Annotated in this window: 13 protein-coding genes; 5 read left to right on the top strand and 8 right to left on the bottom strand. The window is 37.2% G+C overall.

The window, feature by feature from the left end; translation table 11 throughout:
* Positions 1 to 76 precede the first annotated feature (76 nt).
* The 4 genes from ACMA47_RS02390 (at position 77) to ACMA47_RS02375 (ending at position 3,319) form a co-directional block, all read left to right on the top strand.
* Positions 77 to 820: a hypothetical protein gene (locus tag ACMA47_RS02390; RefSeq protein WP_413928516.1), complete on the top strand. Its 744-nt coding sequence runs from the start codon at positions 77 to 79 to the stop codon at positions 818 to 820.
* A 6-nt stretch (positions 821 to 826) separates the two neighbouring features.
* The gene (locus ACMA47_RS02385) at positions 827 to 2,167 is read left to right on the top strand and encodes a S41 family peptidase (RefSeq protein WP_413928515.1); all 1,341 of its coding nucleotides are present in this window, start codon (positions 827 to 829) and stop codon (positions 2,165 to 2,167) included.
* A gap of 80 nt (positions 2,168 to 2,247) precedes the next feature.
* Positions 2,248 to 2,517, top strand: a complete 270-nt coding sequence (locus ACMA47_RS02380; protein WP_413928514.1) for a hypothetical protein — start codon at positions 2,248 to 2,250, stop codon at positions 2,515 to 2,517.
* A gap of 79 nt (positions 2,518 to 2,596) precedes the next feature.
* Positions 2,597 to 3,319, top strand: a complete 723-nt coding sequence (locus tag ACMA47_RS02375) for a sterol desaturase family protein (RefSeq protein WP_413928513.1) — start codon at positions 2,597 to 2,599, stop codon at positions 3,317 to 3,319.
* Between the two features lie 9 nt (positions 3,320 to 3,328).
* Here the strand turns inward: ACMA47_RS02375 and ACMA47_RS02370 are convergent, their stop codons facing one another.
* The gene (locus ACMA47_RS02370; protein ID WP_413928512.1) at positions 3,329 to 3,751 is read right to left on the bottom strand and encodes a MarR family winged helix-turn-helix transcriptional regulator; all 423 of its coding nucleotides are present in this window, start codon (positions 3,749 to 3,751) and stop codon (positions 3,329 to 3,331) included.
* Positions 3,752 to 3,802: 51 nt separating this feature from the next.
* On the opposite strand from ACMA47_RS02370, the gene ACMA47_RS02365 reads away from it, so the two are divergent.
* Complete coding sequence (locus ACMA47_RS02365; RefSeq protein ID WP_413928511.1) at positions 3,803 to 6,052, top strand: ATP-binding cassette domain-containing protein; 2,250 nt, start codon at positions 3,803 to 3,805, stop codon at positions 6,050 to 6,052.
* 297 nt (positions 6,053 to 6,349) lie between these two features.
* On the opposite strand, the gene ACMA47_RS02360 is transcribed toward ACMA47_RS02365, so the two are convergent.
* The 7 genes from ACMA47_RS02360 to ACMA47_RS02330 form a co-directional block, all read right to left on the bottom strand.
* Entirely contained in the window at positions 6,350 to 7,390 is a 1,041-nt protein-coding gene (locus ACMA47_RS02360; RefSeq protein WP_413928510.1) for a phytase, read from the bottom strand.
* A 7-nt stretch (positions 7,391 to 7,397) separates the two neighbouring features.
* Complete coding sequence (locus ACMA47_RS02355) at positions 7,398 to 10,208, bottom strand: TonB-dependent receptor (RefSeq protein ID WP_413928509.1); 2,811 nt, start codon at positions 10,206 to 10,208, stop codon at positions 7,398 to 7,400.
* A gap of 134 nt (positions 10,209 to 10,342) precedes the next feature.
* Positions 10,343 to 10,726 carry a hypothetical protein gene (locus ACMA47_RS02350; protein ID WP_413928508.1) on the bottom strand — a complete coding sequence of 128 codons (384 nt, stop codon included), beginning with the start codon at positions 10,724 to 10,726 and terminating at the stop codon, positions 10,343 to 10,345.
* Between the two features lie 67 nt (positions 10,727 to 10,793).
* Complete coding sequence (locus ACMA47_RS02345; protein ID WP_413928507.1) at positions 10,794 to 11,327, bottom strand: Crp/Fnr family transcriptional regulator; 534 nt, start codon at positions 11,325 to 11,327, stop codon at positions 10,794 to 10,796.
* Between the two features lie 12 nt (positions 11,328 to 11,339).
* Positions 11,340 to 11,876: a TetR/AcrR family transcriptional regulator gene (locus ACMA47_RS02340; RefSeq protein ID WP_413928506.1), complete on the bottom strand. Its 537-nt coding sequence runs from the start codon at positions 11,874 to 11,876 to the stop codon at positions 11,340 to 11,342.
* Positions 11,877 to 11,933: 57 nt separating this feature from the next.
* Complete coding sequence (locus tag ACMA47_RS02335; RefSeq protein ID WP_413928505.1) at positions 11,934 to 12,647, bottom strand: hypothetical protein; 714 nt, start codon at positions 12,645 to 12,647, stop codon at positions 11,934 to 11,936.
* A 128-nt stretch (positions 12,648 to 12,775) separates the two neighbouring features.
* A complete protein-coding gene (locus tag ACMA47_RS02330) occupies positions 12,776 to 13,660 on the bottom strand; it encodes a cupin-like domain-containing protein (RefSeq protein WP_079241341.1) in 885 nt (294 codons plus the stop codon).
* Positions 13,661 to 13,722: the final 62 nt, after the last annotated feature.

The raw sequence follows: 13,722 nt of genomic DNA, 5'->3' as shown, positions 1-13,722 counted from the left end.
TTTTTTATAATTATATATTGCCCGGCTCATGGGCTGGGCAATATTTTTAAAGTTTTACAAGAAATAATTGAAAAAGATGAATAAAATCTTTGCACTACTACTGTTTTTCACTGCACTTTTTTCATGTACAGACAGCAATACGATGGAGCTGTATGATAAAATACAGAAACCCGGAGAGGTTAATATCAAAGGATTTTCCAAACCTGATGTCCTTCAGCTGAGGTTGAACGGACAGCCTGTATCCATTGCAGGGCAAACCTCCTACACCAATAAAATTGAAACCCAGCTTCAGTTTGTTCTGGATCAGGGAGAAACCAATAAACTGTCTGTCTACAACAATGAAACAGGCACCGAAATTGCAAAATACAATATTACCTATGACAATATAAATGATTATAAAGACCTCTATTTCTTTAATCTTCCGGGAATTTACCTGCAGACTTATGCGGTAAAACCTCAGGTGAATCTCGGGAAAGTAGGTTTTGAGTTTATTTTTCCTAACCTGGGAGAATTTTCCGGAACTTCTCTGAAAGATGTAAAGGGCATTTTGAAAAGAGAAAACGGAGTAGTGCTTGCCGAGTTTGATAATATAGGAAAAGACAACTTTACTGCAGTGAAAATCTATAGCTTCTTCAGCTCGACAGCTCCCATATATCTTGAATTATACAAACCGGGAACTACAGAGCCTTACGCAGGATCTAAAATGATTCAGGTGAAATTAAAACAACACACGGGCGCCAATATGATTGTACTTCAGGAAAAAATGGAAAATGGAGAATGGGTGGTAAAAGGAGATATTGACGTAGCAGAATATCTGTAATTGTATATGAAAAACTTTTTAAAACTTCAATATATTGCCATCGTAGTCTTTCTCATTTCGTGTACCAATAATAATGACGAAAGCGCACCCGTTTTTCCAGAGGGAAGTACAGAATCTGTGAATCTATGGGTTCAGGACAGTATGAAACGGTATTATTATTGGGCAGATGAGATGCCTGCAAAGCCGGATTATCAGCTTCCTGTAAAAGATTTTTTCAAAAGCCTATTGTCTTCCAAAGATCGGTTTTCTTTCATGGTGAATACGGAAGATTCCTCTTCGTATCCACGTTCAATAAGGAATATGTACGGTTTTGATTATACCGTTGTTCAGCTTGCCAATAATGAGGTTGTTGCGGTAGTTAAGCTGGTGCTCCAAAATTCTCCGGCATTCAATGCAGGGCTGGAAAGAGGAATGATCATTACCAAAGTGAATGGAAAAGTAATGACTGCTGCGAATGCCGAAGCAATGGCTTCATCCATTAAAGACCAGACGGTTGTAGAACTTACCGTTGGAAAGTGGCAAAACGGAGGTGTTACGGATGAAAAAAACATCACCGTGTACTATGGCTTCTCTTTTGAACAGCCTGTTTTATTCAAAGTTTTTGAAAAAAATGGTAAAAAAGTAGGTTATCTGTACATCTATGATTTCCCTGACGGAATGACTCAAACGCTATATCAAAAGTTTGGGGAATTGAAAGCCGCCGGAGTGAAGGAATTAATTCTGGATCTTCGATATAATTATGGAGGTTCGGTATCATCTGCCGCAGCACTTTGTTCCCTGATTCCTTCAGGATTATCATCCGGTTCACCGTTCATCATTTTTAAAGGAAATAAAAACGGAGGTGAAGTAAAAAGAACATTTGCCCAACAGATTGCTTACGATCCCAAAGCTTTGGACTTTACAACTTTGCGTGCGAATGCTTTGGGATTGCAGAAAGTTTTTATCCTCACATCCAACAGTACAGCTTCTGCTGCCGAAATTGTGGTGAATAACCTGAAACCTTATATGCAGGTCGTTCAGCTGGGAGATACTACGCTGGGGAAAGATATGGCTGGATTTGTCGTGGAAGACAAGCGTAAACCGAGAAAAATTTCCTGGCAGATTCATCCGGTGATCTATAAAGTATTTAATGCCAACGGAGGCGGAGAATACAGCAATGGAATTTCACCACAGGTGATTGTCAATGAATTTGCAGGACTTCCATTATTACCTTTGGGAGATCCTAACGAAACGCTTATTTCTTCTGCTCTTAACGGAGGATATTTCAAATCGGCAGCTTACGAAAAGAATGGAAATATCAAAATTTTATTTCAGAGTGACGTGCCTCCGGTTATGATGGAGAAGTAAGCTGAATCCAAAAACAAAAAATAATATAAAAAATATCTTTATCCTTCACCAATTCACAAAATAACTAAAATGATAAAATCATGCAGGGAATAGAACCAAAACTTCACATGAACCTGACCAGCCGTATCGAATATTACCGTCTGCTGATAGAAGCTGCAGAAGATCCTGAAAGCCAGCCTTCGGATGTGGTTACCCAGATTTCAGAACTGAGGAATCTGTATGAAGAGTATTTGATGAATAAAAAGAATCTGGAAAACAGCATCAAAAACTACCGCGAATATCATAATGATCTGAGAAAGAAACTGACATCAAGACTGCGGGAACTGAGAAGAAAAGCAAGACAGAAATAAGGTATGGAATATACTTTATCGATTAATTTTACTTTGAAATTCATACCTTTATGACATCAAGCTGAAGGATGAAGGGCTTATGAATTTTAATCAAACAGAACTTTCCGGTTATTTACAGATATTTTGGCAGTTTTCCTGGCCACAATGGATTATATTCAGTCTGATTGCTAATATCTTCCTATATCTGTTTTCTATAGGGTTGTATATTTTTATCGAAAAGACTTGCCGTAAAAGTCAGTTGCAGGAAAAAAATCATCCTGTTACCCGATCTGACTTTTATCTTAGTCTGCTTACCATAGTATGTAACAGCTTTGTAATGCTTCTGGGAGCTTTTTTATGGAAAAACGGATGGATAGTGCTGGGACAAACAGAATCTGTAATTGGAATAATATCAGAAATAGCTGTTTTACTTCTCTTAATGGATTTTCTGATGTATTTATTTCATTGTGCAGCCCATTTACCTTTTATCTATAAAGTTTTGCATGGAAAACATCATGAACATATCAGTACCAATTTTTTGAGTCTTTTTGTTCTGCATCCTTTTGAAACCATAGGATTCGGACTGATGATGCTGGTTTTACTTATAGGCTATGATTTTTCTGTAATTTCCATTTCAGTTTATCTTTTACTTAATCTTATCTGGGGAACCATAGGGCATCTGAACAGAGAGTTTTTTCCAGCTTCTTTTGACCGCTTCTTTGTAGGAACAACCAGATTTCACAACCAACACCATTTGGATGAAAGCAAAAACTTTGGATTTTATACTTCTATCTGGGACAGGGTATTCGGAACCTATAAGTAACTCTTGGTATTAAAGTTTCAGATGATTCAGTACTTTGTCCAGCAGATAATTAAAGTTTTTTAATTCTTCAGAGGTAAGTATAGAAGCCGTCTGATGAGTGATAGCCTTACGGAACGTTTCAGAATTATCTACAATAAACCTTCCTTTATCCGTTACTGAAAGATTGAATTTCCTGTGGTCTGCTTTCTCCTGTTCCCGGACAATCAAATCCTGACCGATCAGAAACTTCAGCTGTTTTGAAATGGCTGCCTGGCTAATGTTGAAAGCCAATGATATTTCCCTTCCTGTTGCTGTTCCTTTCCTCATAATAAATTCAATAATATTATAATGAGCAGCAGTTACTCCGTTAATGTCGCCCCGATTCATATGAGCCAGAATAAGACATTGGAAATCAGTAAATGTGTTAAAAAATTCTTTTTCAATGGGTTTCATGAGAATTATACTTAACTTAGTTAATTATTAACAAAGTTAAACATTTTTATCATGGAAAATATAGAAATTACTAATGCCCGGCAGAATAATCTCAAAAATATTTCCATAAAAATTCCAAAGTACAGGATTGTGGTTTTTACAGGAGTGTCAGGATCCGGAAAATCATCTTTGGTTTTTGAAACCATTGGGGCTGAAGCACAAAGACAGATTAATGAAACCCAGAACAGTTTTATCAGAAACCGCCTGCAGCATTATGGGGTGCCTGATGTAGATAAAATTGAAAATTTGAATGTTCCCATTATTATCAATCAAAAACGGTTGGGTGGAAATGCCAGATCTACTGTGGGAACAGCAGCAGATGTGTCTGCCTCGCTGAGGCTGCTGTTTTCGAGAATGGGAGAGCCCTTTGTAGGATATTCCAATGTATTTTCATTCAATCATCCCCAGGGAATGTGCCCTGAATGTGAAGGATTAGGTTTTGTTCAGACATTGAATGTCAATGCTTTAATTGATCGTGAAAAATCTTTACACGAAGGCGCAGTCCGTTTCCCGACTTTTCAGCCTGGAGGATGGCGTTTAACAAGATATACTTTGTCCGGTTATTTCGATAACGATAAAAAATTAAAGGATTTCACCGATAAAGAATGGGAAATCCTGCTGTATGCACAGGAACACAAACCGAAACATCCTGATAAAGAATGGGGAAAAACGGTAAAATATGAAGGAATTGTTCCAAGGATTGAAAAAGCATTTCTGAAAAAAGATTCAAAAGAAAACATTACAAGAAAAGACGCCCTGAACCATGTTGTTATTACCAAAGCATGTCCGTTATGCAACGGAAAACGATTGAATGAAAAAATACTGTCATGTAAAATCGAAGGTAAAAGTATTGCAGATTGTATGGCCCTTTCAGTGGATGAACTGCTTGAGTTTATTACCTCACTAGATTCAAAAGCATATGAAGTCGTCATCAAAGAGCTTTCCGTAAAGCTGCAGAATATCATCACGATTGGATTGCAGTATCTGACTCTGGAGAGAAGCACCAATACGCTTTCCGGAGGAGAATCTCAGCGTATAAAAATGGTTCGGAGTCTGGGAAACAGCCTGATAGACCTTTTGTATATTTTTGATGAACCTAGTATTGGGCTTCATCCAAAGGATCTGCAAAATATTGCCACCATTATACAGCAGATCCGAGATAAAGGAAACTCTGTTTTAATCGTAGAGCATGATCCGGATCTGATCAAAATGGCGGATCGGGTGATTGATATAGGCCCAGGTTCAGGAAGAAATGGAGGAGAAGTGGTGTATAACGGAACATTTAAAAATCTAAAAAACTCGGCAGGTAAGACAGGTTCTTATTTTGCTGTAAAACCATCTGTAAAACAAAAATTCAGAAAGCCAGACGGTTATCTTGAAATTAAAAATGCCAACAGGTATAATCTTAAAAACGTGACTGTAAATATCCCAACCGGCGTAATGACAGTAGTAACGGGAGTTGCAGGATCTGGGAAAAGTACTCTGATTAATCGAATTCTGCCAGAAATTTACCCGGAGGTGACCATTATTGACCAATCTCTGTTTGCTGTAAGCGCCCGTTCCAATTTGCTTACTTATCTCGGAATATCAGATATTGTGCGTAAGCTTTTTGCACAATCCAATCATGTTTCAGATAAACTCTTCAGCAGGAATAGTGAAGGAGGCTGCAAAAATTGTAAAGGATTGGGAATAGAAAAAATTGACCTTGCTTTTATGGATGATATTGAACAGCCTTGTGAAGTTTGTGGAGGATCTGGATTTGATCCGGATGTATTGCAATATACCTATAACGGGAAAACAATTGTGGAAGTGATGAATATGACGGTTTCTGAGGCCACTGATTTTTTTAAGGAAGAATTTGTTCTCAAAAATTTTGATCTGCTGATACAATTAGGTCTTGATTATCTGACATTAGGACAAAGGCTGGATAGCTTTTCCGGAGGTGAAAGACAACGTCTGAAACTAACAAGAGAACTGAAAAATACCAATCAGATCATTATTCTTGATGAACCGAGTACCGGGCTGCATCCAAGTGATACCCAAAAGTTGCTTACGTTTTTTAATGGGCTTGTAGACCAGAATAATACATTGATTGTTATAGAACACAATCTTGATATTATTTCGAAAGCAGACTGGATTATTGATATGGGGCCTGGTGCAGGGAAACTTGGTGGTAAAGTATTGTTTGAAGGAACTCCACCGGAGCTATTGAAAAATAAAATATCATATACCGCGGAGTTTCTGAGAAAACATGTGGAATAGAAAAGTAGTGTTAAAAACGCAAAATAAAGCTGCAGAGCTGCTTACGACGCTTAAGAATAAAACTTTTGCTTCATCAGTCGATTGAAAATCGACTCTTTCTTTGCACCCTTAAAATATTAGATCATTTAAAATAACCTTTGCGTTGAAAAACTTTAAGATCATAAACCATTAAGAAGAATGAAAAAATGAAGAGTATTAAGATGAGCAACCTGTCATTGCGAACCAAAGGTGAAGCAATCTCATTAATGTCACTCAACTTAATACTCTTAAAACCTTATCAACCTTAATGGTTAAAGATTATTTTTTATTATCCGCTTTCATTGCAGATTTTATAGCTTTTTCAACCATTCTCCAGTCGTAAAAGTGGAATATCCTACCATTACTCATGGCAACAAAAACGCCTTTAGGGAATTTCGGACCTAAGTTAACGTTTGTCACTTCAGATCCATCACTTTCCAGTGTAGAAACCGGAATTTCTGCTATTCTTCCTTTTGATTGGTCTTCTCTTAAATAGACATTGAAAGTATCATTCTGCTGATTGGAAACCAGAATATATCCTTTCCCTTTAGCAGTAGGATAGATCGAAATTCCTTCCACATCAGATTTAAAATCTCCTTTCCCGAATACCGATAACTCTTCATTGCCTTTTCCAGGATCAGCATAATATTTATGAACCCCAAACTGCTCATCAGAATAATAGATATAGCCCATTTCGTCATCTACAGCGATGCTTTCAATCTCTTTCAAACCGCTGTATTTCCCAAATTTACGGACAACTTCTCCTGTAATAGATCCGTTTTTCTCCGTTAGCTTGTACTGCCAAAGGTAGCCGTCAGCCGGACCGGATTTTCTTCCTGCAATCACAAATATATCCCCGGTTTCCGGATTTTTATACATTGAAACTCCCATCGGACCACGTTCTGTTTCTCCTTCAAATACAGAGATTTCTCCCACTTCTTTTAGTTCAGGAAGCGAGTATAATTTTACTTTGTTGGTTTCCCTTTCAGTTACCGCTGCGATATCTGTTTTTTGTCCATTTAAAATAAAACCATATTCAAGATCAACATTGTTGGGACGTTTCAATCCTAACACTTTATTGATAATTTTCCCGTTAAGATCAAAGGCATACAATCCGCCATCAGTATCTTTATCTGTTCCGATGATGATACTTTTTGAAGCATCCTGAGGATTAATCCATATGGCAGGATCGTCCGTATCATGAACCACCGTTTCTGTAATAACGGTAGGTTTTAATTTTTCTATAACTTCTTTCTGCCCTGTACAGTTGATCACAAAAGGAAGAACTGAAAGAGCCAGTAGATAATGTATGTTTTTCATGTGTATTTTAAAAATCAAATTTCACTCCCATCGTAAACCTCGGTCTGTAATATTCAGCCTGAGCGGTTCTGCTCTGGATTCCCTGGTAGTATCTTAACGGTTGATTAGTCAGATTATTGGCTTCCGCAAAAATTCTCAGCTGGCTGGTAATCTTGTAGGAAGCATTGGCATCAAGGAAGAACTGTTTGTCGTAATAACGGTCATCAAATGCTTTGCCGCCAAGCTCATCAATATAATGAGAAGCATAGTTCATGGAAACTCTTGCTGAAAAACGTTTATTTTCCCATGAAAGAGATCCGTTGAACATATGAGGAGCAGCTCCCGGAAGTCCTACATCCGTTCTTTCCACCCCATCTTCATTGGTAATTCCTTTTGCTTTAGATTTGGTGTACGTATAGTTCACATAGACTCCAAGTCCCTTCCAGAAAGCTCCGGGAATGAAATCAAGCTGCCTTTGCAAAGCGACTTCAAAACCATAAATATCTACATTGTCACCATTACGCTGCTGGGTAAATTTCCAATTGCTTTCCCCGGCAGGAATAGGGTTGGTTTGTCCTGCAAAATCATTGGCAAAGTCATTGGCAGTATAATTTCTTTTCGAATAAGTATAAATGAAATCGTTCAGGTTTTTATAGAAAATACCTCCGGAAAGAATCCCGACAGACTTGAAGTATTTCTCTGCCATGAAATCAAAATTGTAGGCATACGTTGCTTTCAGATTCGGATTTCCGGCAGCAACAATTTCATCTTCTGAAATAACATTCAGATAAGGAACCAGTGAGTAGTAATTCGGGCGGGCAAGAGCCGTAGTAAATGCTGCACGAAGGACAAGATCCTGCATCGGAACATATTTAAAAGATATATTCGGAAGTACGTTGGTGTAGGTATTGGTATTATTGATTTGTCCTACCAGATCCTTTTCATTCATCACATAGTTTCCAGTGTAATCAATCTGGGTAGTTTCAATACGGGCTCCCACGATCATCGATAGTTTATCATTGAAATCCTGATCCCAGCGGATATAACCTGCATAAATCTGCTCCTTTGCATTGTAATTGCTGGAAAGATATTTTTCAGGTTTCAGCTTGCCGTTAAACAGATTTGGATTGAATAAATCCAGTCCACCCAGGAAAGCTGGATCAACAAAAGCTCCCGGAACATAATTTCCTGGCTGGAAGTTCTCGCCATTAAGATTGATGGTGGGTACAGATAAAAGACTTCCCATACTGTTGACCGGAGTAAAAGCGTAGAAATCATTCTCTCTTTCCTTTTTCTTCAAACGCATACGGAAACCGGTACGAAGACGTCCTTTCTGACCATCAATCACGGAAAAAGGAAAACGTACATTCACTTTTGCACCTAATTCTTTTTCCTGGGTAAAGTTATTGGCATCCGAAAGATCACTCAGTTTATAGCTGCCCAGATTATCTGCTGCCAGAAGATTGAACATTGGCTTTTCAGGATTGCTAAGGTCGGGAGAGAAGTTCATCTTGCTGTTTTCAAACTCTATATAACGCTGATGAGGCTTATCCTCACTGGCGATGGCATAGTTGACGGACCAGTCAAGATCTACTTTAGATCCTAATAAATGTTCTCCTCTTAAGGCATAATTCTGAACTTTCTGCTTTTCCAGACGGGTATTGTCATTATTGGCATCACCTCCTTTATTCTGTCTGGTGATACTTCCTTTCCAGTCTGTAATCTCAGTTTCATCGGCATTGTAAACAGGTTTTATTTTATATCCCAATGCCATTCTGGTTTCCTTATCATTCCGGAAGTTGTACATCGCAGAAGCGTAGATCTTGTTTTTGGAATTGAATTCATAATCCATATTAAGATCAAAACTATGTCTGATACGGTGTTCATTATAATAGCGTACTCCCATTTTGCTTACATAAACGGTTTGTGCAAGATCATTGGCCTGGCTCCATACAGGTTCTATATTATCAGAACCGAAGTTATTGTTGTTATAGGAGAAACTGAATACAGCGCCTAGCTTTTTATCTAAAAACCTGTTTCCATAGACAAATCCGGCAGTATAATTTCCTTTTTCACGGATAGGGTTGTATCCTCCGGCAACGGTTGCAGAGATTCTTTGGCCATTCGGGGAAGCTCTGGTAATAAGGTTTACAGAACCTCCGATGGCGTCGGCATCCATATCCGGAGTCAGGGTTTTATTAACTTCAATGGTAGAAATCATATCGGAAGGAATAAGGTCCATCTGGACATTACGGTTGTCTCCTTCAGCAGACGGAATTCGGTCTCCATTCAAAGTAACGGAGTTAAGATTGGGAGCAAGTCCTCTGATGATAAGGTTTCTGGCTTCCCCCTGATCATTCTGTATCGTAATTCCCGGAACACGCTTCAGTGCATCTCCAATATTGGCATCAGGAAAACGTCCGATCTGATCGGAAGAAATCACATTGGTGATATTAGCGTTGTTTTTTTGCTTGTTTAAAGCTCTCGCCTGATTTTTCAGTGTTGCTCCCGAAACTACAATAGCAGCAATGGATGTTTCTTTCCTGTCGAAAATAATATTCTGGCGGGTGTTTTTTTCTGGCTCTACCGTTACATTATATTCATGAACTCCATAACCCATATAATCAATCTTCATGGTATAACTTCCCGGAGGAACATTGAGAAATACAAAGTTTCCATGTTCATCCGAGGTAGTATATATATTTCCCGGACTTAGAGAGATTTTGGCTCCAGGCAGGGCAATTTTAGAATCGTCATTGATGTTTCCGGACAAAGAACCGGTTTGTGCATAGAAAAAAATAGAAGCACAAAATAAAACAGATGTAAAAATTTTTCTCACTTTTCTTAGTTTTAGATAAAAATCAGAGCAAAATTAAACGTCTGTTTGGAAAAGAAGTTGAAGAGAAAATTAAGATTATCTTAAGAATTGTTAACATAGAAACGGTGTGTTGAAAGGAAATACACAGTGATTGTTTACCTTTCGGATCCTAAATTTTTTTCAGTTTCATCTCCTTCCACGAGTAAAGTCATTTCGTCACATCGTATAATCTGATGATTTTGAATGGTAAATTCTGCCAATACTTTGTGTACAACCTTACTTCCATCTTTTAGTGTAGATTTCGCTATGTGGTTCGTAAATATGATATTCCCGTTTTCAGCATACGTGATGATTTCCATCTTTTGCTCAGCTATTTTTTCTTTGAGCTTTTTGATGTGAAGAACAAATTCCTCGTAATTCAGTTGAGCATGATCTACAAACTGAATGTATTGTTTTGAAAAATATTTTTCGATTAATACTTCGTCAAATACCGGATTTTCTAATACTTCCTGGAATACCTGTTGGATAAAATGTTTCATAACTTTATTATTTTGAAACAAAATTACCTTACAGACTCATGACTGAACGATAACAATTGTAAAGAAATTACCTACGGTTGCGTATTCTGCTTAATGAAACACTTGTAATCCCAAGATAAGAAGCAATATAATGCTGTGGAAAGCGCAGAAGAAGCTCGGGTCTGTTTTTGAGAAGCTGTTGATACCTTTCCTGAGGAGAGTCTCTGATAAAAGAGATCAGCCGTTTATTGATTTCACTGAAACGTTTGTAAAAAAGCGGATGAAAAGTATGCTGAAATTCCTGATCTTTCATGAGTTTGTGAAATGGGTCAGCATGAAGTTCATAGACTGTAGCAGGTTCCAGTGTTTCAATAACAAAATCAGAAGGAATACTATTAAGGAAACTGTCAAAAGATGAGACAGCCTGATTTTCTGTTATAAAATCCAAGGTAAGTTCTTTTCCGTCCTGATAGAAAAATACCCTTAAAGCTCCGTTTTTTACCAGAAACATCTTATCCGAAATTTTTCCTTCCTCAAGCAGGATTGTTTTAGCAGGATAAGTAACCTCTTTTAATAAATGAAGATCAGCTTTTAGAAAAGAATGAATATCGGGAACGTGCATACTTGATCTGGATTAATGTGAAGTGCTTAATATATCCTGTACGATTATTTTAGATTTTTCTATCAGTTCATTCGATCTGTAAAGCTGGCTGGTGAGTATAGAGCTTTCAAAAAGAAGATAGATGTGTGCTGAAATCATATCGTTTTGAATGTCTTCATTGAAACATGCTCTCAATTTATTTTTATGATTACGGATTACCTTGTGAATTTCTTCTTTATCAGCAGGAATTTCCGACAGAATATTCAGAAAGCTGCATCCCCTGAAATCTTCTCTTTTATTCATGTAAATCAGAAAATCAAAGGATTTCTGAAACTTTTCCTGCAATGTTTCTGCCTCGGATGTGAATTTTTCAAGTTCAGACACCCAGTAATCATACCTTTTATTGAGAAATTCAATACAAAGATCATCTTTAGATTTGAAATGCTGGTAAAAACTTGCTTTGGATACATCAGCTTCATCAATAATTTGATTGATGCCCGTATTGTTATAACCTTGTCTATGGAAGAGAACCATGGCAGTGCTTATTATTCTTTCGCGAGGTTTGGGCATGATGTAAAATTTTTACAAATTTAAATAAAATATGAACAGACTGGTAGGTGTTGGTTTTTAAATAAATCCTTTTGTATAATATAGCTGAATAACAAAGAAAAGTACAGTAAAAAACCATACAATATAAGGATGATAGCTGAAGTTATTTTTCAGAATATAATGCAACGCTTTGAAAAGCTTGAAAATTCCGATAATTCCAATGATAATAAAAACCAGAAAGACCAAAAAGAACAGGTATTCTCTTGTACCATAGTTATTTATCTTGCTCAGATTTTGTATATAAGCATCTACATTCATAGTTTGCCCAAGAAACATTGCCGAACTGATTAATATAAAAAAAGGAGTAGAGGTATACACAGTGGTATAAATAAAAGAAAATAATAACGTCCGGAAGGTTACTGTATTGATTTTCTCTTTTTTGTACCATAATAAAGCAACACTGAATGCTACCGCGGTAATATTATTCATCAAAAATATAAACAACGCTTTTTCTACCATACTTAGCCCCTTTATTTTTGAAATAATATTGTGCTCACCGCCATAATCCATTAAAACCACAGAGACAATCACAGAGGTATAAACAGACAATTTGATAGGAGAGAGGTAGTCGTGAAAACGTTCAGCCTCTTCTTTTTCCATCTCGTGAGCAGACAGGTCATAGCAGCGGTGGGGGTCCTGAAATAGCTTGAAGATGGTTACCGGAACCAACAATATTTCAATAATAATTTGTAGACATAGCTTCTCAAAGCTATCGATCAATTTTTCAAACATAGATGTGTATTTGTATTAAGGGAACGTTTTGCAATTTAACTAATTTTTGAATTGCATCTTAAAAGATAATAAAAAAGTGGATGATTCAGGTTAAATCATCCACTCATTAATTATTTAAAAAAGCTTTATTACTTTTTTGGAAGCCCTTTTTTCAAAGCAATATGAGCTCTTTCTACAGCTTTTCTTTCTTTCCAGTCCATATACCTTTTTTTGTATCGGCCTTTCATGAAATTATCAAAATTACGCTGTACAGCAAGATTCCAAAGAGAATGTGCTTTTACAGCCCAGCTTTTATCCCATGCACGCAGTGAAATAGAGAAAGATCCATCCAGATATTTCATCCAGTGCCACCAACCTGTAGGCATGAATAATGTATCTCCGTGTTCCAGGAAGCACTCAATTCCTTCAATACCATCCAAAGCCGGAAATTTTTCAAAATCAGGATTGGCAATATCATAATCTTCCAGTGCATAGGTGGCATAAGGAAGCTTATACAAACGTGTTTTCCATTTGTATTCAAACAGAAGGACATGTTTTCTTCCATTGAAGTGAGTATGGAAAATATGCGGCATGTCGATATCATAATGAAGGAAAGTCACAGAACCTTTACCTCCGAAAAACATACTTGGATATTTATCTAAAAATCCACCCATAAGATTCTTTGGCGGAACATAGTCGTCCAACAGTTTGGGTGCAAATTTTATAGGATCAAAGAAGAAAATTCTCAGATCTGTAGGCTCTCTCTGAATAAGGTCCACATAATCACGAAAAGGCATTTTCGTAGTCGGAGTATTGATAGGAGCGGCAGGATCTGCTTTGGAACTGTCATAAAGGGGAACTTCAACGTCGCCTACTACTTCCTTCATGTAATCCATCGTCCATTTTTGATAGGCGGGCCACTTTCTTGCCATATTTCTGATTACCACTGGCTTACATGGCTTTAGATATTTTTCACGGAAATCTTCTTGTGAAATGTCATCTACAATATCAATTGGTTTAAGGATTATTCCCATTTGTTCAAATTATTAAGCTAAAGTATTAAATATTTGCGACAATAAAATGGAAAGAATTAAAA

The organism is Chryseobacterium sp. T20, assembly GCF_047345655.1.
Taxonomy (GTDB): domain Bacteria; phylum Bacteroidota; class Bacteroidia; order Flavobacteriales; family Weeksellaceae; genus Chryseobacterium.
The sequence above is the reverse complement of the archived record's forward strand: the minus strand, read 5'-3'. Positions and strand labels throughout refer to the sequence as shown.

Bases quoted from the DNA above. Each gene is read 5' to 3' on its own strand.
- ACMA47_RS02385 (WP_413928515.1), top strand. From the start codon at position 827: ATGAAAAACTTTTTAAAACTTCAATATATTGCCATCGTAGTCTTTCTC.
- ACMA47_RS02345 (WP_413928507.1), bottom strand. From the start codon at position 11,327: ATGCACGTTCCCGATATTCATTCTTTTCTAAAAGCTGATCTTCATTTA.
- ACMA47_RS02340 (WP_413928506.1), bottom strand. From the start codon at position 11,876: ATGCCCAAACCTCGCGAAAGAATAATAAGCACTGCCATGGTTCTCTTC.
- ACMA47_RS02370 (WP_413928512.1), bottom strand. From the start codon at position 3,751: ATGAAACCCATTGAAAAAGAATTTTTTAACACATTTACTGATTTCCAA.
- ACMA47_RS02365 (WP_413928511.1), top strand. From the start codon at position 3,803: ATGGAAAATATAGAAATTACTAATGCCCGGCAGAATAATCTCAAAAAT.
- ACMA47_RS02350 (WP_413928508.1), bottom strand. From the start codon at position 10,726: ATGAAACATTTTATCCAACAGGTATTCCAGGAAGTATTAGAAAATCCG.
- ACMA47_RS02375 (WP_413928513.1), top strand. From the start codon at position 2,597: ATGAATTTTAATCAAACAGAACTTTCCGGTTATTTACAGATATTTTGG.
- ACMA47_RS02380 (WP_413928514.1), top strand. From the start codon at position 2,248: ATGCAGGGAATAGAACCAAAACTTCACATGAACCTGACCAGCCGTATC.
- ACMA47_RS02390 (WP_413928516.1), top strand. From the start codon at position 77: ATGAATAAAATCTTTGCACTACTACTGTTTTTCACTGCACTTTTTTCA.
- ACMA47_RS02330 (WP_079241341.1), bottom strand. From the start codon at position 13,660: ATGGGAATAATCCTTAAACCAATTGATATTGTAGATGACATTTCACAA.
- ACMA47_RS02335 (WP_413928505.1), bottom strand. From the start codon at position 12,647: ATGTTTGAAAAATTGATCGATAGCTTTGAGAAGCTATGTCTACAAATT.
- ACMA47_RS02360 (WP_413928510.1), bottom strand. From the start codon at position 7,390: ATGAAAAACATACATTATCTACTGGCTCTTTCAGTTCTTCCTTTTGTG.